Annotated in this window: 30 protein-coding genes; 14 read left to right on the forward strand and 16 right to left on the reverse strand. The window is 74.1% G+C overall.

The annotated features are described in order from the left end of the window. The 6 genes from B5Y66_RS17345 (at position 1) to B5Y66_RS17370 (ending at position 3991) form a co-directional block, all read left to right on the forward strand. Entirely contained in the window at positions 1-1074 is a 1074-nt protein-coding gene (locus B5Y66_RS17345; protein ID WP_079575833.1) for an LLM class flavin-dependent oxidoreductase, read from the forward strand. 102 nt (positions 1075-1176) lie between these two features. Then, positions 1177-1434: a type II toxin-antitoxin system Phd/YefM family antitoxin gene (locus B5Y66_RS17350; protein ID WP_079575835.1), complete on the forward strand. Its 258-nt coding sequence runs from the start codon at positions 1177-1179 to the stop codon at positions 1432-1434. After that, positions 1431-1829 carry a type II toxin-antitoxin system VapC family toxin gene (locus B5Y66_RS17355; RefSeq protein WP_079575837.1) on the forward strand — a complete coding sequence of 133 codons (399 nt, stop codon included), beginning with the start codon at positions 1431-1433 and terminating at the stop codon, positions 1827-1829. Before B5Y66_RS17350 ends, B5Y66_RS17355 begins: the two co-directional genes overlap by 4 nt. A gap of 26 nt (positions 1830-1855) precedes the next feature. Beyond that, positions 1856-2614: an MBL fold metallo-hydrolase gene (locus B5Y66_RS17360; protein ID WP_079575839.1), complete on the forward strand. Its 759-nt coding sequence runs from the start codon at positions 1856-1858 to the stop codon at positions 2612-2614. Positions 2615-2657: 43 nt separating this feature from the next. After that, positions 2658-3569 carry an LLM class flavin-dependent oxidoreductase gene (locus tag B5Y66_RS17365; protein ID WP_079575841.1) on the forward strand — a complete coding sequence of 304 codons (912 nt, stop codon included), beginning with the start codon at positions 2658-2660 and terminating at the stop codon, positions 3567-3569. Positions 3570-3604: 35 nt separating this feature from the next. Further along, on the forward strand, positions 3605-3991 hold the full coding sequence (locus B5Y66_RS17370; protein WP_079575843.1) for a GNAT family N-acetyltransferase: 387 nt from the start codon (positions 3605-3607) through the stop codon (positions 3989-3991). 51 nt (positions 3992-4042) lie between these two features. On the opposite strand, the gene B5Y66_RS17375 is transcribed toward B5Y66_RS17370, so the two are convergent. The 3 genes from B5Y66_RS17375 to purS are packed head-to-tail and all read right to left on the reverse strand — an operon-like array spanning position 4043 to position 5570. Next, on the reverse strand, positions 4043-4567 hold the full coding sequence (locus tag B5Y66_RS17375; RefSeq protein WP_079575845.1) for a GNAT family N-acetyltransferase: 525 nt from the start codon (positions 4565-4567) through the stop codon (positions 4043-4045). Further along, entirely contained in the window at positions 4564-5283 is a 720-nt protein-coding gene (gene purQ / locus B5Y66_RS17380) for a phosphoribosylformylglycinamidine synthase subunit PurQ (protein ID WP_079575848.1), read from the reverse strand. Before purQ ends, B5Y66_RS17375 begins: the two co-directional genes overlap by 4 nt. Further along, a complete protein-coding gene (gene purS / locus B5Y66_RS17385) occupies positions 5283-5570 on the reverse strand; it encodes a phosphoribosylformylglycinamidine synthase subunit PurS (protein ID WP_079575850.1) in 288 nt (95 codons plus the stop codon). The genes purQ and purS overlap by 1 nt, the downstream gene beginning before the upstream one ends. 233 nt (positions 5571-5803) lie before the next feature. Between purS and B5Y66_RS17390 the strand changes: the two genes are divergently transcribed. Next, the gene (locus tag B5Y66_RS17390; RefSeq protein WP_079575852.1) at positions 5804-6676 is read left to right on the forward strand and encodes a DUF4190 domain-containing protein; all 873 of its coding nucleotides are present in this window, start codon (positions 5804-5806) and stop codon (positions 6674-6676) included. A gap of 28 nt (positions 6677-6704) precedes the next feature. Here B5Y66_RS17390 and B5Y66_RS17395 read toward each other — a convergent pair whose 3' ends face one another. Then, positions 6705-7676, reverse strand: coding sequence for a phosphoribosylaminoimidazolesuccinocarboxamide synthase (locus B5Y66_RS17395; RefSeq protein ID WP_079575853.1), 972 nt, complete (start codon positions 7674-7676; stop codon positions 6705-6707). Between the two features lie 103 nt (positions 7677-7779). Here B5Y66_RS17395 and B5Y66_RS17400 point away from each other — a divergent pair, with 103 nt between their 5' ends. From B5Y66_RS17400 to B5Y66_RS17410, 3 genes are all read left to right on the forward strand, one after another. Continuing rightward, positions 7780-8196, forward strand: coding sequence for a MerR family transcriptional regulator (locus tag B5Y66_RS17400; protein ID WP_079575854.1), 417 nt, complete (start codon positions 7780-7782; stop codon positions 8194-8196). After that, a complete protein-coding gene (locus tag B5Y66_RS17405) occupies positions 8193-8612 on the forward strand; it encodes a carboxymuconolactone decarboxylase family protein (protein ID WP_079575856.1) in 420 nt (139 codons plus the stop codon). The genes B5Y66_RS17400 and B5Y66_RS17405 overlap by 4 nt, the downstream gene beginning before the upstream one ends. 101 nt (positions 8613-8713) lie before the next feature. Further along, a complete protein-coding gene (locus tag B5Y66_RS17410; protein ID WP_079575858.1) occupies positions 8714-9826 on the forward strand; it encodes a tyrosine-protein phosphatase in 1113 nt (370 codons plus the stop codon). An 85-nt stretch (positions 9827-9911) separates the two neighbouring features. Here the strand turns inward: B5Y66_RS17410 and purD are convergent, their stop codons facing one another. From purD to B5Y66_RS17435, 5 genes are all read right to left on the reverse strand, one after another. Next, positions 9912-11195: a phosphoribosylamine--glycine ligase gene (purD, locus tag B5Y66_RS17415; protein ID WP_079575860.1), complete on the reverse strand. Its 1284-nt coding sequence runs from the start codon at positions 11193-11195 to the stop codon at positions 9912-9914. A 69-nt stretch (positions 11196-11264) separates the two neighbouring features. Then, positions 11265-11729: a PPOX class F420-dependent oxidoreductase gene (locus tag B5Y66_RS17420; protein ID WP_079575863.1), complete on the reverse strand. Its 465-nt coding sequence runs from the start codon at positions 11727-11729 to the stop codon at positions 11265-11267. A 19-nt stretch (positions 11730-11748) separates the two neighbouring features. Continuing rightward, positions 11749-12483, reverse strand: coding sequence for a transporter substrate-binding domain-containing protein (locus B5Y66_RS17425; protein WP_079575864.1), 735 nt, complete (start codon positions 12481-12483; stop codon positions 11749-11751). Positions 12484-12490: 7 nt separating this feature from the next. Beyond that, the gene (locus B5Y66_RS17430) at positions 12491-13783 is read right to left on the reverse strand and encodes an adenylosuccinate synthase (protein WP_079575866.1); all 1293 of its coding nucleotides are present in this window, start codon (positions 13781-13783) and stop codon (positions 12491-12493) included. A gap of 172 nt (positions 13784-13955) precedes the next feature. Continuing rightward, positions 13956-14315, reverse strand: a complete 360-nt coding sequence (locus B5Y66_RS17435; protein WP_079575867.1) for an STAS domain-containing protein — start codon at positions 14313-14315, stop codon at positions 13956-13958. Positions 14316-14389: 74 nt separating this feature from the next. On the opposite strand from B5Y66_RS17435, the gene B5Y66_RS17440 reads away from it, so the two are divergent. After that, a complete protein-coding gene (locus tag B5Y66_RS17440) occupies positions 14390-14839 on the forward strand; it encodes a DUF3151 domain-containing protein (RefSeq protein ID WP_079575868.1) in 450 nt (149 codons plus the stop codon). 74 nt (positions 14840-14913) lie between these two features. Here the strand turns inward: B5Y66_RS17440 and B5Y66_RS17445 are convergent, their stop codons facing one another. Beyond that, positions 14914-17076, reverse strand: a complete 2163-nt coding sequence (locus B5Y66_RS17445) for an ATP-binding SpoIIE family protein phosphatase (RefSeq protein ID WP_245807191.1) — start codon at positions 17074-17076, stop codon at positions 14914-14916. Between the two features lie 201 nt (positions 17077-17277). Between B5Y66_RS17445 and B5Y66_RS17450 the strand changes: the two genes are divergently transcribed. Continuing rightward, positions 17278-17631, forward strand: coding sequence for an STAS domain-containing protein (locus B5Y66_RS17450; RefSeq protein WP_245807192.1), 354 nt, complete (start codon positions 17278-17280; stop codon positions 17629-17631). 169 nt (positions 17632-17800) lie between these two features. Here the strand turns inward: B5Y66_RS17450 and fbaA are convergent, their stop codons facing one another. The 3 genes from fbaA to B5Y66_RS17465 form a co-directional block, all read right to left on the reverse strand. Further along, the gene (fbaA, locus tag B5Y66_RS17455) at positions 17801-18820 is read right to left on the reverse strand and encodes a class II fructose-bisphosphate aldolase (protein ID WP_079575871.1); all 1020 of its coding nucleotides are present in this window, start codon (positions 18818-18820) and stop codon (positions 17801-17803) included. 145 nt (positions 18821-18965) lie between these two features. Further along, complete coding sequence (locus B5Y66_RS17460; protein WP_245807193.1) at positions 18966-19664, reverse strand: TrmH family RNA methyltransferase; 699 nt, start codon at positions 19662-19664, stop codon at positions 18966-18968. After that, positions 19661-20332, reverse strand: a complete 672-nt coding sequence (locus B5Y66_RS17465; RefSeq protein ID WP_079575875.1) for an SDR family oxidoreductase — start codon at positions 20330-20332, stop codon at positions 19661-19663. The genes B5Y66_RS17460 and B5Y66_RS17465 overlap by 4 nt, the downstream gene beginning before the upstream one ends. 88 nt (positions 20333-20420) lie before the next feature. Between B5Y66_RS17465 and B5Y66_RS17470 the strand changes: the two genes are divergently transcribed. Together B5Y66_RS17470 and B5Y66_RS17475 are read left to right on the forward strand one after the other, a co-directional pair. Further along, a complete protein-coding gene (locus B5Y66_RS17470) occupies positions 20421-21161 on the forward strand; it encodes an HAD-IIA family hydrolase (protein ID WP_245807202.1) in 741 nt (246 codons plus the stop codon). Between the two features lie 20 nt (positions 21162-21181). Next, positions 21182-21403: a hypothetical protein gene (locus tag B5Y66_RS17475; protein ID WP_176168917.1), complete on the forward strand. Its 222-nt coding sequence runs from the start codon at positions 21182-21184 to the stop codon at positions 21401-21403. Between the two features lie 12 nt (positions 21404-21415). Here the strand turns inward: B5Y66_RS17475 and B5Y66_RS17480 are convergent, their stop codons facing one another. From B5Y66_RS17480 to B5Y66_RS17490, 3 genes are read right to left on the reverse strand one after another with little or no spacing between them, the layout of a single operon-like run. Beyond that, the gene (locus B5Y66_RS17480; RefSeq protein ID WP_079575881.1) at positions 21416-22213 is read right to left on the reverse strand and encodes a hypothetical protein; all 798 of its coding nucleotides are present in this window, start codon (positions 22211-22213) and stop codon (positions 21416-21418) included. Further along, positions 22210-22794, reverse strand: coding sequence for an orotate phosphoribosyltransferase (gene pyrE / locus B5Y66_RS17485; RefSeq protein ID WP_079576010.1), 585 nt, complete (start codon positions 22792-22794; stop codon positions 22210-22212). The genes B5Y66_RS17480 and pyrE overlap by 4 nt, the downstream gene beginning before the upstream one ends. A gap of 43 nt (positions 22795-22837) precedes the next feature. Then, entirely contained in the window at positions 22838-23611 is a 774-nt protein-coding gene (locus tag B5Y66_RS17490; RefSeq protein ID WP_079575883.1) for an SDR family NAD(P)-dependent oxidoreductase, read from the reverse strand. Between the last annotated feature and the right edge of the window lie 56 nt (positions 23612-23667).

Below are 23667 nucleotides of genomic sequence, written 5' to 3' on the forward strand. Positions count from 1 at the left end.
ATGAACGCCGACGCCTCCACCCCCGCGCCCACCTCCCCCCGCCTGTCCGTGCTGGACCTCGTCCCGGTCCGCACGGGACAGTCCAGCCCCCAGGCGCTGGCCGCCTCTCTCGCCCTGGTGCGCCGGGCGGACGAGCTCGGCTTCGAGCGGTACTGGTTCGCGGAGCACCACAACATGCCCGCCGTGGCGGCGTCGACGCCGCCGGTGATGATCGCGGCGGCGACTGCGGCCACCGAGCGCATCCGCGTGGGGTCGGGCGGCGTCATGCTCCCCAACCACGCGCCCCTCGTGGTCGCGGAGCAGTTTGCCGCCCTCGAGGCGCTCGCGCCCGGCCGCGTCGACCTCGGCATCGGTCGCGCCCCCGGCTCCGACCCCGTGGTCACGGCCCTCCTGCGACAGTCGGGCCCGACGTCGGACGTCGAGCGGTTCCCGCAGCACGTGCGCGACATCCTCGCCCTGATGAGCCCCGACGGCGCCTCCCTCCGCCTCGGCGACGGCAACCTCTACGACGTGCACGCCACCCCCGCCGCCGACGGCACCCCGACCGTGTGGCTGCTGGGCTCCAGCGACTACTCCGCCCGGCTCGCAGCGGAGCTGGGCCTGCCGTACGTGTTCGCGAACCACTTCTCGGGCGCGGGCATCGACCAGGTGCTCGCCCTGTACCGCGACGGCTACCGGCCCAGCCCCGGACACCCGGAGCCGCAGACCTTCCTCACGGCGAACGTCGTCGTCGCGCCCACCGCCGCCGAGGCGCACGAGCGGGCCCTGCCCCAGCTGCGCTCGATGGCCCGGCTGCGCACCGGCAAGCCGATGGGCCGGGCCGAGACGGTCGAGGAGTCCCTCGCCACCCCGCTGGACGGCATGGCGCAGCAGATCATCGAGGACATGCGTTCGCGCTGGGTGATCGGTGAGCCGCACCAGGCCGCGGCCCAGCTCCGCGACCTCGCCACCCGGCACGGCGTGGACGAGGTCATGGTCGTGCCGGTCGCGGGCTCCTACGAGTCCGAGCCGCTGGACGCGACCCCCGGCCGCATCCGCACCCTCGAGCTGCTCGCCGAGGCGCTCGCCGCCTGACGACGCTGGTGCGCGTCGCACCCCAGGGGCGGTCCGCCGCCGTTGCCGCCCGGCGTGCGGGGACTAACCTCGACTTAGTCCACCCTGGTCCAGGAGGTCGCCGTGCGGACCGTGAACGTCCACGACGCCAAGACCCACCTTTCCCGCCTTCTCGCGGCGGTCGAGGAGGGCGAGGAGATCGTCATCGCCCGTGCCGGCCGGCCGGTCGCCCGCCTGGTAGGCACCGGGCCCACGACCCGGCCACGGCGGGAGCTCGGCCCTCTGCGCGGCGGGTTCACGGTGCCCGACGACCTCGACCACTGGGCGCAGGACGAGGTGGTGGCCTTGTTCGAGGGCGACCGCGCGGACGGTCACCGGTGAGGTACCTGCTCGACACGAACGTCCTCGTCTGGACGCTCGGGTTCCCCGAGCGGCTGCCCGACGACGTCGCGGAGATCCTCGCGGACCCCGAGCCCGAGATCTGGTTCAGTGCCGTCAACATCTGGGAGATCGGCGTCAAGTCCGCCCTCGGCCGCCCCGAGTTCGACCTCGACCCGCACGTCGCCCGTGCGACCACCCTGGCCCTGGGTTTCGTCGAGCTCGCCGTCGACGGTGCCCACGCCGTCGCGGCGAACCGACTCCCCGCGGTCCACCGCGACCCCTTCGACCGGATGCTGATCGCCCAGGCGATCATGACCGGCTCGACCCTGCTCACGAGCGATGCCACGATCGCCACCTACCAGGGACCGATCCGCCACGTCGCCCGCCGCAGCTGAGTGCGGCCCGAGAGGAGCACCACCCGATGCCCCAGGTCACCGTCGTCCGCGCCGACAACCCCGGCCCGATGACGCTCGACGGCACGCGCTCGTACGTGCTGCGTGCGCCGGGTTCGCCGTCGAGCGTGGTCGTGGACCCGGGCCCCGACGACGAGCGGCACCTCGCCACGCTCGCCGCGGAGGGCCCCGTCGGGCTGGTGCTGATCACGCACCGCCACGCCGACCACACGGCGGGCTCGGCCCGGCTGCGCGCACTCACCGGCGCCCCGGTGCGCGCCGTCGACCCGGAGCACTGCCACGGCGGCGAGCCGCTGCGCGGCGGCGAGCGGATCGACGCCGCCGGCGTGCGGGTCGACGTCCTGGCCACGCCGGGGCACACCGCCGACTCCGTGTCGTTCGTCGTGACAGCGCCGGGCGAGGCACCCGTCGTACTCACGGGCGACACCGTGCTCGGCCGTGGCACCACCGTCATCGCCGAGCCGGACGGGTCGCTGCGCGACTATCTCGCCAGCCTGGACATGCTGGAGCGCGTGGGCGACGGGCGGGTCGGGCTGCCCGCGCACGGCCCGGCGCTCGACGACCTCGGCGACGCCGTCCGTGCGTACCGCACCCACCGCCTGGAGCGCCTGGCGCAGGTCCGGGAGGCGCTGGCCGCGCTCGGTCCCGCCGCGGACGCCGACGCCGTCGTCGCGCACGTCTATGCGGACGTCGACCCGTCCGTGCGCCGCGCGGCACGGCAGTCCGTCGTCGCCCAGCTCGCGTACCTGCGCGACGAGCCCGCCTGATCTGACGCGGGCGGGTGTCGGTGTCCCGCGGCACGATGGCGTGATGACGGTCACCCCTGCCCCACGCCCGGAAGCCCGCCCCGCCGTCCGCCTCGGCATCGCCTTCGTCCCCACGATGGCGCCGGAGTCCCTGCGCTCCCTGGCCACCGCCGCGGAGGCAGCCGGCCTCGACGACCTGTGGGTGTGGGAGGACTGCTTCAAGCAGAGCGGCGTCGCCTCGGCCACCGCCGCGCTCGCCTGGACAGCACGGATCCGCGTGGGCCTCGGCCTCATGCCCGCGCCGCTGCGCAGCACCGCCGGGACGGCGATGGAGCTCGCCACCGTCGCGCGGATGTTCCCGGGCCGGTTCGTGCCGGCCGTGGGCCACGGCGTGCAGGAGTGGATGGAGCAGGCGGGCGTGCGGGTGAAGTCGCCGCTCACCCTGCTGCGCGAGCACGCCGACGCGCTGCGGCGGCTGCTCGCGGGCGAGGAGGTGACGACGTCGGGCCGCTACGTGACCCTCGACCACGTCCGCCTCGACTGGCCGGCCCCGCAGGTCCCCCTGGTGCTGGGCGGCGTCGGCCCTCGTTCCCTCGCCCTGGCGGGGGAGCTGGGCGACGGCGTCATCCTCGCCAACGCGCTCACGCCCGACGACGTCCGCGCGGCGGCGGAGACGGCCGGCGGCGCCGCGCAGGCCGCGGGTCGGCCGGCGCCCGGCGTGTACGCCACGCTCATCGCCGCGACCGGCGACGACGCGCAGCAGCGGCTCGACGCCGAGCTGCCGCTGTGGGGCGCTGAGCCTGGTCGCGGCATCGGCGCGGCCGGGGACGCCCGCGCCATCGCGGACGGCGTGCTGCGCCTGGCCGCCGCCGGGGCCTCCGCCGTCGCCGTGCAGCCCACCGCCGACGAGCCCGACCTGGCCGGGTTCGTCGAGCTGCTCGGTCGCGAGGTGCGGCCGCTGCTCGACCAGGCATGACCCTGGACCACCCGAGGTAGACCGAGGAGCAGACCATGGACTGGAAGATCGAGCTGATCCACGTGCCGGTGAGCGACGTGGACCGGGCGAAGGAGTTCTACGAGCGGGTCGGCTTCCACGCCGACCATGACCAGCAGGTGAACGACGACCTGCGGTTCGTCCAGATGACGCCGCCCGGCTCCGCGTGCTCCATCGCGTTCGGCACCGGCGTCGGCGGCAGCCTGCAGCCGGGGCAGCAGGACACCATCCAGGTGGTGGTGCCCGATGCCGACGAGGCGCTGGCGCACCTGCGGAGCGCGGGCGTGGAGGCGCAGGGCGTGGACGAGCAGCCGTGGGGCCGGTTCGTCACGTTCGCCGACCCGGACGGCAACGCGTGGACGCTGCAGCAGCTGCCCGCGTGGTCCGCGGGCGCCGGTGGTTGAGCCTGCCGAGACCCGCGCCGTGGTCTCGACAGGCTCGACCGACGGGAGAGGTCAGATCCGCTTGCCGTAGCAGCGCTGCTGCTCGAACCCGGTGTGGTCGCCGAAGGACTCGATCGGCTCGTAGCCGATGGCCTCGTACAGGGCGATCGCCTCGGGCTGCGCAGTGCCGGTCTCGAGGACGAACCGTCGGAAGCCGACCTGGCGGGCGGAGCGTTCCAGCTCCCCCATCAGGCGTCGTGCGACGCCGCGGCCACGGGCGTCGCCGTCCACGTACAGGCGCTTGACCTCGCCGGTCGCCGCCGGGTGCGTCGTGCCGCGACCGCGCCGGTCGTCGGTGCCGGAGACGTCGCGCACGGCGACGCTGCCCACCGGACGGCCGTCCAGCCGTGCGACGAGCGTGACGACGATCGACCGCGGGTCGATCGCCGGCGCCTCGTCGACGCCGCCGTACCGCATCGCCATCTCCGCCTCCTGGGCGGCGCGCAGCCCCGCGGCGACGGGGTCGTCCCACGCGACGGCGTCGACCGTCAGACCCTCGGGCCCGGTCGGCGCCGGCAGGGTGGCGGTGGCGGTCATGCCGAGACGAGCGACGCCAGCACCGACGTGAAGAAGCCGAGCCCGTCCGTGCCGGTGCGCGGTCCGTGCTCCCCGTCGGGGCCGAATCCGGCCTCGACGGCGTGCTCGGGGTGCGGCATGAGGCCGACCACGTTGCCGCGCTCGTTGGAGATGCCCGCGATGTCGCGACGCGAGCCGTTCGGGTTCCAGCCCTGGTAGCGGAACACGACGCGGCCCTCGCCCTCGAGCTCGTCGAGGATGCGGTCGTCGGCCACGAACTGGCCGTCCTGGTTCTTCAGCGGGATGGTGATGTGCTGACCGGCCAGGTACTGGTTGGTCCACGCCGTCGACGTGCTCTCGACCGCCAGGACCTGCTCGCGGCACACGAAGTGCAGGTGGTCGTTCTTCACCATGGAGCCGGGCAGCAGGTGCGCCTCGGTCAGCACCTGGAACCCGTTGCAGATGCCGAGCACCGGCATCCCGCCCTTCGCGGCGTCCACGACGGCATCCATCGCGGGCGCGAAGCGCGAGATGGCACCGGCCCGGAGGTAGTCGCCGTAGGAGAACCCGCCGGGCAGGACGACGGCGTCCACGCCGCGCAGGTCGCCGTCGGCGTGCCAGAGCGACACGGGCTCGCCGCCCGCGAGGCGCACCGCGCGGGCGGCGTCGCGGTCGTCCAGCGTGCCGGGGAACGTGATGACGCCGATCCGCGCCGACGCGAGGGTGCCGGCGGTCATCAGGCGACGCCCTCGGCGGTGATCGTCCCGGCGGCGTCGGTCGCGGCGTCCGCGACCCGCACGACGTCCTCGATGACCGGGTTCGACAGCAGCGTCTCCGCGGCCTGCTGGGCGGCGGCGAGCACCTCGGGGGTGACGTCACCGTCCACCTCGAGCTCGAACCGCTTGCCCTGGCGCACCCCGCTGAACTGGGTGAAGCCGAGGCGGGGCAGGGCCCCGACGACGGCCTTGCCCTGGGGGTCCAGGATCTCGGGCTTGGGCATGACCTCGACGACGACGCGTCCCACGGGTGCTCCTTGGATCGTGACCGGTAGCTGGCCGGGTGGTCCAGCGGCCGCCGCTCCGGGATCCCGGCACGGGCGGCGCCGCGGGGGGCGCGCGCGTGAGGGCGGGAGCACGACGGCGGGATTCCGCGACGAGTCTACCGCCCGCGCGCTAGCCTTCTGACGCCGCGGAGCGCAGCCGGACGACGGCGCCGCCGACGCCGCGCCGTCCACCACCGCAACCACCCCGAGGAAGCATGTCCGCAGCCACCCCTCCGCCCGCCGGCGGCACGCCCGACCCCTACGCCTCCCCTGACGCCGGCGCGACGCCCCGGCCCGGCCCGGCGCCGACCGACCCGCCGGCGCCGTACGCCCAGGCGCCCGGCCCGGCCACCCCGTACGACCAGGGCCCTGACGCCCAGGGCCCGCACGGCGGCCCGGCCACTCCGTACGCGCAGCCCACCCCGTACGACGCGCAGGGCGCGTACCCCTACGCCCAGCGGCCGCCGGGCACGGACGGCTTCTCGATCACCGCCCTGGTCACCGGGATCCTCGGCATCGGCCCCGTCGCCCTGGGCTTCGGCATCGCGGGGCTGCGCCGCACGCGCCGTACCGGTCGCGACGGCCAGGGCCTCGCGATCGCGGGCATCGTGCTGGGCGCGCTGGGCATCCTGGGCGGGCTGATCTTCGCCGGCCTGGTCGTGCTGGCCATGACGAGCGAAGACCTCCAGGAGGGCTTCAGCGAGGGCTTCCAGGAGTCGTTCGCCGACCAGACGGGCGCGAACCTCCAGCTCGGCGACTGCTTCGAGCTGCCCGCGGACTCCACCGACCTCACCGGTATCGTCGCCATCGACTGCGCGTCCGCGCACGGTGCCGAGCTGGTGGGCGTCGACGAGCTCACGGACACCGAGTACCCCGGCGAGGACTCGGTCGTGGCCACCACACAGGAGTTCTGCTACGCGCAGTTCGCCGACTATGTCGGGACCGACTACGACTCCTCCGGCCTCGACATGATGTACCTCTACCCCACCCAGGCGTCCTGGACGTTCGGCGACCGGCGCCTCCTGTGCTGGGCGCAGAACCCGGACGGCTCCCCCCTCGAGGGCAGCGTCCAGGGCTCCGGGCTCTGAGACCTCCGCCCCGGACGGCGGGGGCGTCTCAGCGCAGGGTCGCCCCCGTCAACCGCTCGTACGCCTCGAGGTAGCGCTCGCGGGTGCGCTCGACGACGTCGGCCGGCAGCGCGGGCGGCGGCACGTCGGAAGCGCGGTCCCACCCCGACTCCGGGGACGTCAGCCAGTCGCGCACGAACTGCTTGTCGAAGCTCGGCTGCGCGTGGCCCGGCTCCCACTCCGCGGCGGGCCAGAACCGCGACGAGTCGGGCGTGAGCACCTCGTCGCCCAGCACCGTGACCCCGGTGACCGGGTCGACGCCGAACTCCAGCTTGGTGTCCGCGAGGATCACGCCACGCTCGCGGGCGACCTGCTCGGCGCGGGAGTAGACGGCGAGCGTGAGGTCGCGCAACCGGGCCGCGGCGTCGTCGCCGATCCGGCGGGCCACCTCCGCGAACGGCACGTTCTCGTCGTGCTCGCCGGCCTCGGCCTTGGTGGCGGGCGTGAAGATCGGCTCCGGCAGACGCGAGCCGTCGACCAGGCCTGAGGGCAGCGGGATGCCCGTGACCTCCCCGGACTCGCGATACTCGGCCAGCCCGGAGCCGGTGAGGTAGCCGCGCGCCACGCACTCGACCGGGAACATCTCGAGCCGGCGGCAGATCATCGCGCGGCCCGCGACGACGTCGGGGACGAGGCCGTCGCCCGGCTCGGCGCTGGCCTCCGTGGACACGACGTGGTTCGGCACGAGGTCCGCGAGCTGGTCGAACCACCACAGGCTGAGCTGGGTGAGCACCACGCCCTTGTCGGGGATGCCGGGGGCGAGCGCGTGGTCGTACGCGGAGACGCGGTCCGACGCGACGACGAGGACGACGTCGCCCAGCGGGTGCACGCCGCCCAGGGCCGGCAGGTCCGGCTCGTACAGGTCGCGGACCTTGCCGGAGTACACGTGTCGCCACCCCCGCAGGTCGAGCGGTCCTCCGGCGAAGGCGTCGGGCTGGTCGGCGTCGCGCGTCTCGGTCACGGCGCCCAGTGTCCCATCCGTGCGCGGCGGCGCGTCGCCCTCGTCCGGCGTGACATCGCGGCGCCCTTGACCTGGAGCGCACTCCAAGTTCTAGGGTCGTGCCATGCGCGACGCCGACCCCGTTCCCGAGCACGAGCCCGGCCTCACGATCGCCCAGGTCGCGGACCGGACCGGGCTCACCGCCGACACGCTCCGCTACTACGAGCGCGCGTGCCTCATCGAGCGGGTGGGGCGCAGCACCGGCAACCAGCGCCGGTACTCGGCGGCCGATCTCGTGTGGCTGGAGTTCCTCCTGCGGCTGCGCGAGACCGGAATGCCGATCAGCGGCATGCAGCGGTACGCCCGGCTGCGGGCCGAGGGGGACGCCACCCTGGGCGAGCGGCTCACCCTGCTGCGCGAGCACCGCGACGACCTCGCCGCCCGCATCCGCCGGCTCCGCGACCACGAGGACGCGCTGCACGACAAGATCACCCACTACGAAGGGCTGCTGTCCACGCAGCCCGGGACGGACCACGCATGAGCACCAGCACCTCCGCCGAGTCCCGTCAGGAGCGCTTCGACCGGGGCATGGAGGTGCTCTCCCGCGTCGACGGCGAGGGCGGCCGCCGTGTGATCGACTCGCTCGCCGACGTCAGCCCGGAGCTGGGCCACCAGGTGGTCGCATGGGCGTTCGGGGAGGTCTACGACCGACCGGGCCTGCCGCCGCGCGACCGCCAGCTCGTGACGCTGGGCATGCTGACCGCCCTCGGCGGGTGCGAGCCGCAGCTGGAGGTGCACGTCAACGCGGCGCTGAACGTGGGGCTCACGCCCGCCGAGATCGCGGAGGCCCTGCTCCACTCCGCGGTCTACTGCGGGATGCCGAAGGCGCTCAACGCCACGTTCGTCGCCAAGAAGGTCTTCGCCGAGCGCGGCCTGCTCCCCGTCGACGCCCCCTGACCGCGGGCGCTCCCCCGGCGCGACGAGAGTTCAGCGCCCGCCTCACCGGACAACCCTGTCCGTTCACCCGGGGTTCGTGTGCGGCGTCCACCGTGCACCTCATGAATCGCCTCACCCGCTGTGTCGCCACGTCCGTGCTGGTCGCCGGGCTCGCCGCCGCCCCCGTCGCCGCGTCCATCGCGGCGCCCCACACCACCGCCGCCACGACCGGCCGCCACGCCGTCGCCGCCCACGGCGCCATCCCGTTCACCGCCGCGACGGTCACCGCCGAGGACGACGGCTCGTTCACCGTCACCTGGTCCGCCCCCCGCGGCGCCGGCGACGTCCGCCTCTACACCGGCACGTCCCGGGACCGCATCGACACCCGCCACGTCGTCGCGCGCGGCGACAGCTCGGGCACGGTCACGGTGCGCGGCCTGCAGGACGCCGACCGCCGCTGGTTCCGCCTCGTGCCGGAGCGCGGGCAGGGCCTGACCCTCGCCGACCGCCTCGTGCAGCTGGACGGCACCGTGAACCTCCGTGACATGGGCGGCTACCGCACGGTCACCGGCCAGTGGGTCGCGATGGGCGAGGCCTACCGGTCCGACGCGCTCGACAGGCTGAGCGAGGACGACCTCGACGCCCTCGAGGCCCTCGACGTGCGCACGGTCGTCGACCTGCGCACCGAGTCCGAGCGCACCACCGCGCCCGACCGCGTGCCCGAGGGCGCCCGCTACGAGGTGGCGGACGTGATCGGCGGCGGCGGCGCGACCGTGCCCGACCTCTCCACGCCCGAGGCGGCGGCCCAGATGATGGTCGACGGCGAGCGCTCCATGGTGTCCAGCGACACCGGCCGCGCGGCCTACGAGACGCTGTTCGACGCCGTCGACGACAAGGGTGCCGTCCTCTTCCACTGCACCGCGGGCAAGGACCGCACCGGGTGGGCGGCCGCCGCGCTACTCACCACCGCGGGCGTGCCGCGCGACGTCGTCGAGGACGACTACCTGCTGAGCAACGACTACCGCGCCGAGGCGAACGCCGCCGCGCTGGCCTCGATGCCGGCGGAGCAGGCCGCGATCTACAAGCCCCTCATGGACGTGCGGCCGGAGTACCTGGCCGCGGGCTTCGACGAGGTCCGCGACGAGTACCGCTCGTTCGGCGGCTACCTCCGACAGGGCCTGGGCCTCAGCCCGCGCGAGATCCGCGACGTCCGCGAGGAGCTCCTGGTCGGCTGACGCTCACGCCCGGTTCGGCAGTTCGGCCTCGATTCGGCAGTCAGGACTGCCGAATCGAGGCCGAGCCGCCGAACCGACTGCGGCGTCAGGGGACGGCGACCTCGCCGCGCTCGGCCTTGAGGGCGATGTCGCTGCGGTGGTGCGAGCCGTCCAGCCCGATCTCGGCGATCCCGGCGTACGACGCCGCCCGCGCGGCGGCCAGGTCCGTGCCCCGGCCCACGACGGACAGCACGCGCCCGCCCGCGGACACGAGGGTGCCGTCGTCTGCCACCGCGGTGCCGGCGTGCAGCACGTGCACGCCGTCCAGCGCCTCGGCGGCGGCGATGCCGGTGATCGGGTCGCCCTTGCGCGGCGACTCGGGGTAGCCCTGCGACGCGACGACGACGTTCACCACGGCGTCGTCCGACCAGCGCAGCGGCTCGATGCCGTCGAGGCGGCCGGTCGCGGCGGCGAGCAGCACGCCGGACAGCGGCGTGCGCAGCCGCGCGAGCACGGCCTGGATCTCCGGGTCGCCGAAGCGGGCGTTGAACTCGACCACGCGCGTGCCGCGGCTGGTCAGCGCCAGCCCCACGTACAGCACGCCGGAGAACGGGGTGCCGCGGCGGGCCATCTCGTCCACGGTGGGCTGCGCGATCCGGTCGACCACCTCGGCGACCAGGCCGGACGGCGCCCAGTCGAGCGGGGTGTACGCGCCCATGCCGCCGGTGTTGGGGCCCGCGTCGTCGTCGCCCACCCGCTTGAAGTCCTGGGCCGGCACCATCGGCACCACCGTGACGCCGTCGCACACGCAGAACACCGAGACCTCGGGGCCGTCGAGGTACTCCTCGACGACCACCCGGCCGTCGGAGCCGCGCGCCTCGAGCGCCTCGCGGGCGTGGGCGAGGGCGGCCTCGCGGTCCGACGTCACGACGACGCCCTTGCCGGCGGCCAGCCCGTCGTCCTTCACGACGTGGGGCGCGCCGAAGGCGTCCAGCGCGTCGGCGACCTGCTCGACGGAGGTGCACACGTGCGCCATCGCGGTCGGCACGTTCGCCGCGGCCATGACGTCCTTGGCGAAGGCCTTCGAGCCCTCGAGGCGGGCGGCCTCCGCGGACGGGCCGAAGCACGGGATCCCGGCCTCGTGCACGACGTCGGCGACCCCCGCCACGAGCGGTGCCTCCGGTCCCACGACCACCAGGTCGACGCCGAGCGACCGCGCGAGCGCGGCGACGGCGCGGCCGTCCATCGGGTCGACGAGGTGCAGCGCGGCCTGCGCGGCCATGCCCGGGTTGCCGGGGGCCGCGTGCAGCTCGTGCGCCGGCTCCTCCGACGCGAGGGCGTGGACGATGGCGTGCTCGCGGGCACCGGTCCCGACGACGAGGATCTTCACGGGCGACCATGCTAACGACCCCGACGGCCACGTCGGCCCGACGTCCGCGCGGCCCGGCGTCCGACCTGCTCAGGGCTGCGGCAGGCGTGCCATCCCGTACACGCGGTCGACGCGCAGGCGCAGCACCTGGCGTCGCTCGGCCACCATCGCCCGCCGGAACTCCTCCCAGTCGGGGTGCTCCTGCCGGGCCGCGGTACGGAACGTCTTGACCAGCTCGTCGGCGGCGGCGTCGTGGGGGTCGTCCGCCACGTCGCTCAGCTCCGCCGTGCCGTCGAGGACGGCGTAGCTCCAGAAGTCGGGGGCGCTCACGTGCAGCGACACGCGCGGGTCGCGCGCCGCGTTGCGGGTCTTCGCGCGGTCGGCCGTGACCGACACGCGCGCCGTCCGCGACTCCTCGTCCCACGCGTAGAGCACGTTGGACAGCTGGGGTCGCCCGGCCCGCCGCAGGGTCGTGAGGACCCCCTTGTTGCCGTCCGCCACCAGCGCGAGCAGCGCCGGCCGGTCGTCCCTCTCGGTCGTCCTCGACGTCGTCATGCCGGGACAACTCGCCAGGTCAGACCGTTGTTCCCCCGGGGACGGACGCGTCCTGCCCGGAGCGTGCGAGCGATGCCGCGACGAAGCCGTCCGCCGTGAGTGTCGCGACGACGTCGCGCAGCCAGGCGACGGCGGCGGGGTCGCGGTCGCGGCCGGTCGCGACCGCCTGGCGGATCTCGGTGAAGCGCGGCTCGACGACGCGCAGGCCCGGGTGCTCGGCCACGTAGCGGGTGAGCGGCTGCCGAATGCCGGCCGCGACCTCGAGCCCGTGCTCCTCGAACGCCTGCGTGCCGTCGGCGCCGCGGACGACCTCGGCGTGAGTCAGCGTGCGGGTGAGGAACAGGTCGTAGGCCGAGCCCTGCTTCACCCCGACCCGCACGCCCGCCCGGTCGACGTCGTCGGCCGCGCGCACCGGCGAGCCCTCGGGGACGGCGAACACGCCCTCGATGAGCACGTAGGGCTCGGTGAACGCCACCTGCGCGGCCCGCTCCGGCTCGACGGCGAGGAAGCCGACGTCGACCCGGCCCTCGGCGACGGCCGCGAACGACAGCCGCGCGGCGTCCACGCACTCCAGCCCGACGGGCACGCCGAGCCGACGCGCCAGCTCCCGGGCGAGGTCCGCCGTCACGCCCGACGGGGCGTCCGGCGTGCCCTGCGCGAGCACGGGGTTGCCGAGGTTGATCACCGCGTGGAGCACGCCCTGGGGGGCGAGCGCGGCGACGACCTCGGGGGGCACGGGAGCCGGCGTCGTCATCGCGGCGTCAGCGCGTGTGGATGAGGTCGTGCACCGGGATGATCTCGTCGCGACGCGGGCCCACGCCCACCGCGGAGATGCGGCAGCCGGAGAGCTCCTCGAGGCGGGCGAGGTAGGCCTGCGCGTTGGCGGGCAGGTCCTCGATGGTGCGCGCGTGGGAGATGTCCTCCCACCACCCGGGCATCTCCTCGTAGATCGGCTTCGCGTGGTGGAAGGCCGACTGGTCGTCGGGCATCTCGTCGTACCGCGTGCCGTCCACGTCGTACGCCACGCAGACGGGCACCTTCTCCAGCCCGGTCAGCACGTCCAGCTTGGTGACCACCAGGTCCGTGAGGCCGTTGATGCGGGCCGCGTAGCGCGCGATGACCGAGTCGTACCAGCCGCAACGGCGCGCGCGGCCCGTGGTGACGCCGTACTCGCCGCCGGTCTTGAGCAGGTACTCGCCCATGTCGTCGAAGAGCTCGGTGGGGAACGGGCCCTCGCCGACGCGCGTCGTGTACGCCTTGATGACGCCGATGACGGAGTCCACGCGGGTGGGCCCGATGCCGGAACCGGTCACCGCGCCGCCCGCGGTGGCGCTGGACGACGTGACGAACGGGTACGTGCCGTGGTCGATGTCGAGCATCGTGGCCTGGCCGGCCTCGAAGAGGACGTTCTTGCCGGCGTCGAGCGCCTCGTTCAGGACCAGCGGCGTGTTCGCGACCATGGGGCGCAGCCGCTCCGCGTGGGCGAGCAGCTCGTCCACGGTCTCGTCGATCTCGACGGCACGGCGGTTGTAGACCTTCACCAGCAGGTGGTTCTTCTGGTCGAGGGAGCCCTCGACCTTCTCCCGCAGGATCTTGGGGTCGAACAGGTCGGCGATGCGGATGCCGACACGGTTGATCTTGTCCGCGTACGCCGGCCCGATGCCGCGCCCGGTGGTGCCGATGCGGCGCTTGCCGAGGAAGCGCTCGGTGACCTTGTCGAGCGTGCGGTGGTACCCGGCGATGACGTGCGCCTGGCTCGAGACCAGCAGTCGCGAGACGTCCACACCGCGGGCGATCAGGTCGTCGAGCTCCTCGAAGAGCACGTCGATGTCGACGACCACGCCGTTGCCGATGACGGGGACGACGCCGGGCGAGAGGATGCCGGACGGCAGCAGGTGCAGCGCGTACTTCTCGTCGCCGATGACGACGGTGTGACCCGCATTGTTGCCGCCGTTGAACTTCACGACGTAGTCGACCCGGGACCCGAGCAGGTCCGTCGCCTTCCCCTTGCCCTCATCGCCCCACTGGGCACCGACGAGCACCACGGCTGGCATGAAATCTCCTCGCGTCGACGAGGCCCGGCGTGTCACCCACGTCGCCCGAACGGGCGGGCCTCCTGGGCCGGGCCGCGCCCGAGTTTACCTGCCCGTGGTCCGGAAGCTGGTAGAGCCTGCCGGAACCCCTCGGCATGGTCTCGACAGGCTCAACCCGCGGGCCCGCGCGACCTCAGCCGGGGTGGTGCGAGGCGGGGGCGGACGGCGCCGGCGCCGACTCGCACCGGTGGTCGCGGTCGATGCGGAACAGGTCGAGCGCCCCGCACACCTCCAGGACGAACAGGTCGCGCTCGTCCGCGCCGCGCAGCACGGTGGCACCGCCGCGCTTGCGGCCGGCGTCGGCGAGGGAGATGAGGAATGCGGCACCGGTGGAGTCCATGAACGTGACGCGGCACATGTCGATCACCAGCAGCTGCCGCCGCAGCCCGACCACCCGGGTGGCGATCTCCGGGAACTGGTCGCGCTCCGCGAGGTCGAGGTCACCGGCGATCACGAGCGTCGTCGTCGTCGAAGACGTCGCGATCTCGATCATGGTGCGAGCGTACCCGCGACGGGCCGCGCGCGACGCTCGAGGCGCCGTTCACCCGGCCGGGCCAGAATGGGGCCATGACCTCCCCCGTGGACGACCTGCTCGCCGGCCCGCCCCCGACCCGCCTGCCCGACGACCACCCCCAGGTGCGCGACGGCCTGGACGCCGGCGAGGACCCGGCCCGGCTGGCCGCCGACCACCCCGCCTCGTCGCTCCCGTGGGCGGTGCTCGCGGAGGCGACGCTGGACGCCGGCGGCGCCGAGCCCAGCGCGGCCCGCTCCGTGACGGCGTACGCCTACGCGCGGACCGGCTACCACCGCGGCCTCGACGCGCTGCGGCGGGCGGGGTGGCGCGGCCAGGGCGCGATCCCCGCCGACCACGTGCCGAACCAGGGCTTCCTCCGTGCCCTCACCGCCCTCGCGACGGCGGCCGCGCAGATCGGCGAGACCGAGGAGGCGGAGCGCTGCGAGGCCTTCCTGCGCGACTCCGGCACGTCGGCCGACGAGGTGCGCACGCTCGCCGGTTGAGCCTGGCCCGCACCCGCTGGTCGAGCCCGTCGAAACCGGTTCGTGGCCTCGACAAGGCTCGACCGACGAGGGCGTCAGCCGACGGCCGTCGCGTGCAGCTTGGCCCACACGAGCTTGCCGGAGCCGGCGGGTCGCCACCCCCAGTCGGCGAGCCGCTCGACGATCTGCATCCCGAACCCGCCGACCCGGTTGGGGTGGCCGTCGGTGGTGACGGGCGGCGCCGGGTTGGAGTCCTCCACCTCGATGCGCAGCCCGTCACCCGTGTCGAAGAGCCGCAGCGCGATGTTGCCCCAGCCGTGCAGCACGCCGTTGGCCACCAGCTCCGAGACGACGAGCTCGGCCGACGCCGACTCGGGCAGCCCCCACGCCTGGCAGGTGCGCAGCACGGCGTGCCGGGCACGGCCGATCGACGCGGGCTCGCTGGGCAGCAGCCAGCGCCGCGACCGAGGGCTGAGCGGCTGGATCTCCGCGTCCGCGACCGGGTCGGGCACGCGCACGACGACGAGCGCGACGTCGTCCTCGGGGGCGTCGGCGAGCCGGGACAGCAGCTCCTCCCCCACCCCGGCGGCGTCGCGCGCGGTGATGCGGGCGGACGCCTCCACGAGGGCGTCGAGCCCGACCTTGAGCGACCGGTCGCGGCGCTCGATGAGGCCGTCGGTGTAGAAGAGGAGCACGTCGCCGCGGCGCAGCTCCGCCTGCCCGGTGGTGCGCGGCTTCGACCCGAACCCGATGAGCGAGCCGGCACCGCCGGCGAGCTGGGTGACGGTGCCGTCGCGCAGCAGCAGCGGCGGCAGGTGGCCGGCGCGCGTGTACTGCACGGTCCAGGCGTCGCCGTCCTGCTGATGCTTCAGCGTGGCGTAGACCATCGACGCGGAGCGCGGGATGCGCATGCCGGTGACGAGCTGGTCGACGCGGTCCACGACGATCCCCGGCGTGGCGAGCTCGAACGCGTACGACCGCACCACCGACCGCAGCTGGCCCATGGCCGCCGCGGCCTCGACGTCGTGCCCGACGACGTCCCCCACCACGAGCCCGACGGTGCCGTCCTTGATCTGCAGCACGTCGTACCAGTCGCCGCCCACCTGGGCGTGCTCGGCGTTGGGCGCGTAGTAGGTCCACACGTCGAGCCCGGAGACGTCGGCCTGCTCGGGCAGCATCGCGCGCTGCAGCGCCTCGGCGAGCCGGTGCTCGCGGGCGTACAGGCGCGCGTTGTCGATGGCGGTGCCGGCCCGGCGCGCCACCACCTCGATCACGGTGTGCACGTGCTGCGGCTCGCCGGGGGCGGGCCGCACCTCCTGGGTGACGGTGCCGTCGGCGGCCACCCCCACGCCGTGCCAGGTGGCGAGCAGCCCGAGCACCCGCCGGCGCCCGGCCACGGCGTGCACGACGACGGCGCGCGGCAGCGCCCCGGTCTCCTCGACCACGCGCCGCAACAGGTCGCGGCGGAGCCAGCCGGAGGCGGAGTGCGCCGGGAAACCCGCGTCGAGCCGCAGCATGACCGGACCCTCGACGACGCCCTCGAGCAGGTCCTGGATCTCGTCGCGGGCGGGCTCGCGGGTCTCCTGCGCGACGGGCCGCTCCCCCGCGGCGTCCTCCGGCGGCTCCGGCACGTAGCGCGCGTGCCGCCGGCCGCGCCCGCTCGGCGGCGACGCGACGTCGACGCCGTCGGCGAAGAGGAGACCGTCGTCGTTGACGTAGAAGCCGGCCCAGGGCACGAGCGCGCGCAGCAGGTCGGCGATGTCGCGCAACGCGTACGGGTACTCCAGGTCGCCCAGCAGCTCCGTGGTCTGCGCGATGAGGTCGAGGTCGGCGCGCTCGCGGCGCTCCACCTCGAGGGAGGCGAGCTGGTTGGCCTGCCGCTCGACGTGCGTCGAGACGTCGGTGGCGGTGCCGAACCAGCGCTGCGCCGGGCCCTCGTCGCCCGGCACCGGCGTCATCGTGACCTGCCACCAGGTGTCCCGGCCGTCGAGCAGACGACCGCTGACCATGCGCGTGGTGGGGCGCCCGGAGCGCAGGTCGGTCTGGCTGCGTTCCCGCTCGGCGTCGTCGTCCACGAGCTCCAGCAGCGGGTGCTTGCCGAGCACGGCGAGGTCGTTGACGCCGATCCCCGACTCGCGGGCGAAGGCGTCGTTGACCCACAGCACCGGCATCCCGTCGCCCCATGCCCCGGTGACGAACGCCGGGACCACGGCGACAGCGATCGCCGCGTCGAGGAATCCGGAGGGGAGGGGCGGCACAGGACCGGATGATTCGGTCATAATGCCTCCACTGCCGAGATTCCCCGCCCTGGTTGGTGTTCTTGCTGGTCATTCAACCGTAGATTGGTGTCCGCCGAGACTCGAGGTGAACGCCCCGCGCGTGGAAGGAGCACCGTGCACGATGGATCGAACACGACCCCACGTGATCTGCGGCGTGCGGACGTGAAGGAGGCAGACGCGGTGCCTGAGCTGGGAGACCCCGCGAGCGTGCATGTCATCGTGGGCGCGTCCCGCGCCCGTGTCGTGCTGTCCGGCGAGATCGACGCCGACATCGGTGCCGAGCTGGGCGAGGCCATCTCCGACGCCGAGGGCTCCGGCCTCCCCGTCGAGATCGACGCCCACCACGTCACCTTCATGGACTCCTCGGGTGTGGCGTTCCTCGCTCGGCTCGCCTCGCGCAGCCCGCACCGCGTGCGGGTGCTGCGCGCCCCGCCCACCGTCCGGTTCCTCCTCGAGGTCACGCGCATCGGTGAGCTGCTGGAGATCGTGGACGTCGACCCCGGCTTCGACCTCGAGACCCCCGCGCCCCGCTAGTGCCGAGGTAGTTCGAGACTCGCCGAAGTAGGCAGGAATGCCGGGATAGAGCGCGTGTCTCCTCGAGATAGAGAGGGACGGACCGCACCGGGTGCGGTCCGTCCCTCTCTATCTCGAGGAGACACGCGCTCTATCTCGGCAGGGCGCGCGCTCTATCTCGGCGACAGGGTCACATCTTGTGGCCGGCGGAGCGCAGCTGCTGCGCGGCCTCGACGATGCGGGCGGCCATGCCGGCCTCGGCCTGCTTGCCCCAGGCGCGCGGGTCGTAGGCCTTCTTGTTGCCCACCTCGCCGTCGATCTTCAGGACGCCGTCGTAGTTCTTGAACATGTGCTCCACGACGGGGCGCGTGAACGCGTACTGCGTGTCGGTGTCGATGTTCATCTTGATGACGCCGTTGTCGACCGCCTCGGCGATCTCCGCGGCCGTGGAGCCCGAGCCGCCGTGGAACACGAGGTCGAACGGGTTCTCCTGGCCGATCTCGGCGCCGACGGACTTCTGGATGTCCGCGAGGATCGACGGGCGCAGCTTCACCGCACCCGGCTTGTACACGCCGTGCACGTTGCCGAAGGTGAGGGCCGTGAGGTAGCGGCCCTTCTCGCCGGCGCCCAGCGCGCGCACGGTGGCGAGGCCGTCCTCGGCCGTCGTGTAGAGCTTCTCGTTGATCTCGGCCTCGTGGCCGTCCTCCTCGCCACCCACGACGCCGACCTCGATCTCGAGGATGGTGCGCGCGGCCTGCGACAGCTCGAGCAGCTCCGCGGCGATGACGAGGTTCTCGTCCAGCGGGATGTCCGAGCCGTCGAACATGTGCGACTGGAAGGTCGGGTTCTTGCCGGCCTTGACCTGCTCCGCCTCGAGGGCGAGCAGCGGGCGGACCCAGGAGTCGAGGTTCTTCTTGACGCAGTGGTCGGTGTGGATCGCGATGTTCACCGAGTAGTTCTTCGCGACCTCGGTCGCGTAGGCCGCCAGGGCGAGCGAGCCCACGACGCGGTCCTTCACGGTGGAGCCCGAGGCGTACTCGGCGCCACCCACCGAGACCTGGATGATGCCGTCCGACTCGGCCTCGGCGAAGCCCTGGAGCGCGGCGGTCACGGTCTGCGACGACGTGATGTTGACGGCGGGGTAGGCGAACTTGCCGGCCTTCGCCCGGTCGATCATCTCGGCGTAGACCTCGGGGGTTGCGATAGGCATCTGCGGTACTCCAATGACGGGGCGTACGAGGATGCAGCGGGATGCTTCGTCGCGACGGGCGCCGTGCGACCCGCATGCAACCAGATTTTCTCACGTCCGGGTCATCGGAGTCACCTCCGTCGGCTCCGTGAGACGGCGGGGGTCCTCAGGACGTCGTCGGAGAGAGCCAGCGCGACGCCCACGCGTGCATCGCGATCGCGCCCGCGGCGCCCGCGTTGAGCGACCGCGTGGAGCCGTGCTGCGTGATGTGCAGGACGTCCGCGCAGGCCTCCTGCGCCTCCGGCGTCAAGCCTGTGGACTCCTGGCCGAACAGCAGCACGCAGCGGGCGGGCAGGTCGTAGGCCTCCAGCGGCACCGACCCGGGCACGTTGTCGATCCCGATCACGGGGATGCCGGTGGCCGGGGTCTCGACCGGCTCGACCGCCGGTACCCCTGCCGCCCAGGCCACGAGCGCCGCCGCGTCCGGGTGGTGGTGGACGTGCAGGTAGCGGTCGGTGACCATCGCCCCGCGCCGGTTCCAGCGCCGCCGCCCCACGACGTGCACGCCCGCCGCGTTGAACGCGTTGGCCGTGCGCACCACGGAGCCGATGTTGAGGTCGTGCGCCCAGTTCTCGATGGCGACGTGCAGCTGTCGGCCGGCCGGGCGGCGGGCGTCGAGGTCGGCGACGACGGCCTCGACCGTCCGGTAGCGATAGCGGTCGACGACGTTGCGCCGGTCGCCGTGCGCCAGCAGCTCGGGGTCGTAGCGAGGGTCCGGTGCGCCGTCGGGCAGGCGCGGCCAGGCGGCCGGACCGCCCGGCCAGGGCCCGACGCCGACCTCGTCGCGTGCCTCGTCCCCGCTCACTGCTCGGCCAGCCACTGGTCGTACGTGATCGTGCCGACCGCGGCGTCGGGTACCAGGTTGCGGCCGGCGCGGAAGAACTCGCCCAGCGCGCCCGGAAGCACCACCCCGACGGGCAGCCGGTGCGAGTCGTGCGACCGCCGCCACGCGCGCGCCGTGTCCCGCGCGGCGAGCACCTGCGGCCCGCCGACGGTCGCCGTCAGCGCGTCCGACGGCCCGGGGACCGGCACGACGCCGAGCGGGTCGACGCCCTCGGCCGCGTCCACGAGCGCGCGGGCGACGTCGCGCAGGTCGATCGTCTGGAAGCGGCAGCGGCGCGGGTAGGGCAGCAGCCCGAGCCGCGACCACGCGCCGAGCCGGCTGTCACGGCCGAAGAAGAGGTCGAGGAACTCGTGGAACTGTGTGGCCCGCGCGCCCGGCGTCATCCCGTTGCTCGTGTCGACCACGGCGTGGGCGCCGTCGAAGGCCGCCGCGAGCGCGTCCGCGACCTGCGCCTCGTCGTCGGCCAGGAGGTCCGCGGCATGGTGCGCCACGCCGGCCGGGCTGGGTTCGAGGTCCCCGGGCCGGCGGCGCGAGACGACGCGCACCGCGTGCCCACGCGCCACCGCCTCGCGCACCACGGCGCGCCCCGCCTGACCGGTGCCGCCCACCACCGCGATCGTCGAGCCCATGCGCTCATCCTGGCGCACGCGGGGTGCCGGCCCGCGCACTAGGGTGAGCCGCGTGAGCGAACGACGGATCGAGAGCTGGCTGACCGACATGGACGGCGTCCTCGTGCACGAGGGGCAGGCCATCCCCGGGGCACCGGAGTTCATCCGCGCCCTGCGCGACGCGGAACGCCCGTTCCTCGTCCTCACGAACAACTCGATCTTCACGCCGCGCGACCTGCGCGCCCGCCTCGCGACGTCCGGCATCGACGTGCCGGAGGAGGCGATCTGGACGTCCGCTCTCGCGACCGGGCAGTTCCTCGCCGACCAGATCCCCCACGGCTCGGCCTACGTGATCGGCGAGGCCGGCCTCACGACCGCGCTCTACGAGGCGGGATACACGCTCACCGAGTCGAACCCGGACTACGTGGTGCTCGGCGAGACCCGCACCTACTCGTTCACCGCCATCACCAAGGCGATCCGGCTCGTGCGCGACGGCGCCCGGTTCATCGCCACCAACCCGGACACCACCGGCCCGTCCGCCGAGGGGCCGCTCCCCGCGACGGGCGCCGTCGCCGCGATGATCCAGGCCGCGACCGGCCGCTCCCCGTACTACGTGGGCAAGCCGAACCCGATGATGTTCCGCTCCGCGCTCAACCGGATCGACGCCCACTCCGAGGTGACGGCGATGATCGGCGACCGCATGGACACCGACGTGGTCGCCGGCATCGAGGCCGGGCTGGAGACGTTCCTCGTCATGACCGGCTCCACCACCGCCGCCGAGGTGGACACGTACCCGTTCCGCCCGTCGCACGTGGTCGACTCGATCGCGGACCTCGTCGGCCGGGTATGACGCGCCGGGAGCGCCGTCTCATGTGGACGGCGATCATCGTCGGTGCAGTCCTGGTGGTCCTCGGGGTGTACCAGGCGTCCACCTGGAGCTTCGCGTTCGGCTGGTTCGCCTATGCGCCGCTGTCCGACACGACGTTCCATCCCCGCATACCGAACTTCTGGGTCCCGCCCGCCCTGATCGGCGTCGGCGCGACGCTCGTCGGCCTGGGCGGCGGGTTCCTGCTCGGCCGCCGCCGAGGCTGACCCGCCGCCTGCTCAGCGCGGCGCGAACGCCGCGGCCCGCGCGACGAGGCGGGCGACGTCGTCGGCGACGTCCAGGTCCTGGTGACCCTTGCGCCACCACAGCAGCGTGTCGCCGTCGAGCCGTAACCGGCCGCCGCGCAGCGCCTCCGTGCCCTGCCGGGCCAGGTCCGCGCCGCACCCGTCGCCGAGCCACGCGCGGGCGGTGCGCTCGCTCTCGGTGGTCACGCGGAACGCGCGATCGAAGTCCGCGACCCCGACCTCGACGTCGCCCCGCAGCGCGTCGGCGACGCCCGCGACCGCCACCTCCACCTGCCCGTGACGGTGGTCGAGGCGCGTGAGGACGACGTGGAACGGGTCGGACAGCGTCGCCGGGCCGGACTCCCGGGCCCCCGTCTCCGTGACCGTGCCGGCGGAGCGGTACTGCACGCCCAGCTCGAGCGACCACACGTCGCGCCCGTCCACCCGCGTGCGCAGCACCTCGCCGAACGTGTGCCCGACGGCGCTCTCGAACGGCTTGCGCTTCGGGAACGACCGCGCGTCCCGCGGCGCCTCGGGGTTCCCGGCGCCGCCGTACGCCGTCCACTGCCCGGCCGCGACGAGCCGGTCGACGTCCTCGCCCCGCTGCACGACGAAGCGGCGCTGGGCCCGGACGAAGCCCAGCCCGCCGACGACGGCGGCCACGGGCACGAGCACGTACACGACCCACAGGTCGATCACCCCGAAGCCCGCCAGCAGTGCCGCCGCGACCACGAACGCCATCGGGACGGCCAGGATCGCGAGGCTCGGCCGCGGCGCGGCCGGGCGGCTCACGCCAGGCCCAGGTCCGCCAGGTCGTAGAGGTAGTGATAGGGCACGCCGAGCGCCTCGATCTTCTCGCCCGCACCGGTGGCGCGGTCGACGATCGTGGCGCAGCCGACCACCTCGGCCCCGGCGGCGCGCAGCGCCTCGATGGCAGTGATCGGCGACCCGCCGGTCGTCGTCGTGTCCTCGAGGACGACCACCTTGCGGCCCGCGACCTCCGGGCCCTCGATCTGGCGCTGCATGCCGTGCGTCTTCGCGGACTTGCGGACGACGAACGCGTCGAGGTCCTGGCCCCGCGACGCCGCGGCGTGCAGGAGGGCGTCGGCGATGGGGTCCGCGCCGAGCGTCAGCCCGCCGACGGCGTCCACCTCTGCGGTGCCCAGGCCGACCTCCTCGAGGTGGTCGAGCAGCACGTGGCCCACCAGAGGGGCCGCGCGGTGGTGCAGCGTGATACGGCGCAGGTCGACGTAGTAGTCGGCCTCCTTGCCGGAGGACAGCGTCACCTTGCCGTGCACGACGGCGAGCTCGGTGATCAGGTCCCGGAGCTGCTCGCGGGGCGTCGGGCCGAAGGCGGGGTCGGTGGTCGTCACGGGCACCAGGGTACGGGGCGCGACCCGCCGGGACGACGGTCCGTCAGCGGTACTTGCCGACCGCCCGGACCGCGAAGCGGGGGGCGAGCCGCAGCAGCGCCGACGCCGCCTTGTACCGGACGGACGGGGTGGAGATGACGACCCCCCGGCGCACCTCCGCGAGCGCCTCGGCGACGACGGTCGGGGCGTCCAGCCAGCCGATCTCCGGGACGCTGGTCATGTCGACGCCCGCCCGGTCGTGGAACTCGGTGTGCACGAACCCGGGGCAGAGCACGGTGGCGGTGACGCCCGTGCCCCGGAGCTCGACGGCCAGACCCTCGGTGAACGACCGCACGTACGCCTTCGCCGCGGCGTACGTGCCGCCCGCCGTGAGCGCGGCGACCGACGCCACGTTGAGGATCGCGCCACGCCCGCGGGAGGTCATCTGTCCCGCGGCGGCGTGGGAGAGCACGAGCACCGCGCGCACCATGACGTCCAGGGCCGACAGCTCGACGGCGAGCTCCCCGCGCACGAACGACTGCGCGGTGGCGAAGCCGGCGTTGTTGACGAGCAGGCCCACGGGGCGCCGGTCGTCGCCGGCCTCCTCGCCCGTGACGGCGAGCCGGGCGGCGACGCGCTCCAGCTCCGCGGGGACGGACAGGTCCGCAGGCAGCACCTCCACCCGGACGCCGGCCGCCGCGCGCACCTGCGCGGCGAGCTGCTCCAGGCGGTCGGCGTCGCGCGCGACGACGACCACGTCGTGTCGCGCGGTGGCGAGCTGCCAGACGAACTCCAGGCCGAGGCCGGCGGTGGCGCCGGTGACGAGCGCGGTACCCATGGGGGCAGCCTAGAGCGTCCGGAGGACGGCCCGGCCGCCGTCGGCCCTCGGCGCGC

Origin of the sequence: Krasilnikoviella flava, assembly GCF_900167525.1 — a bacterium.
Classification (GTDB): domain Bacteria; phylum Actinomycetota; class Actinomycetes; order Actinomycetales; family Cellulomonadaceae; genus Isoptericola; species Isoptericola flavus.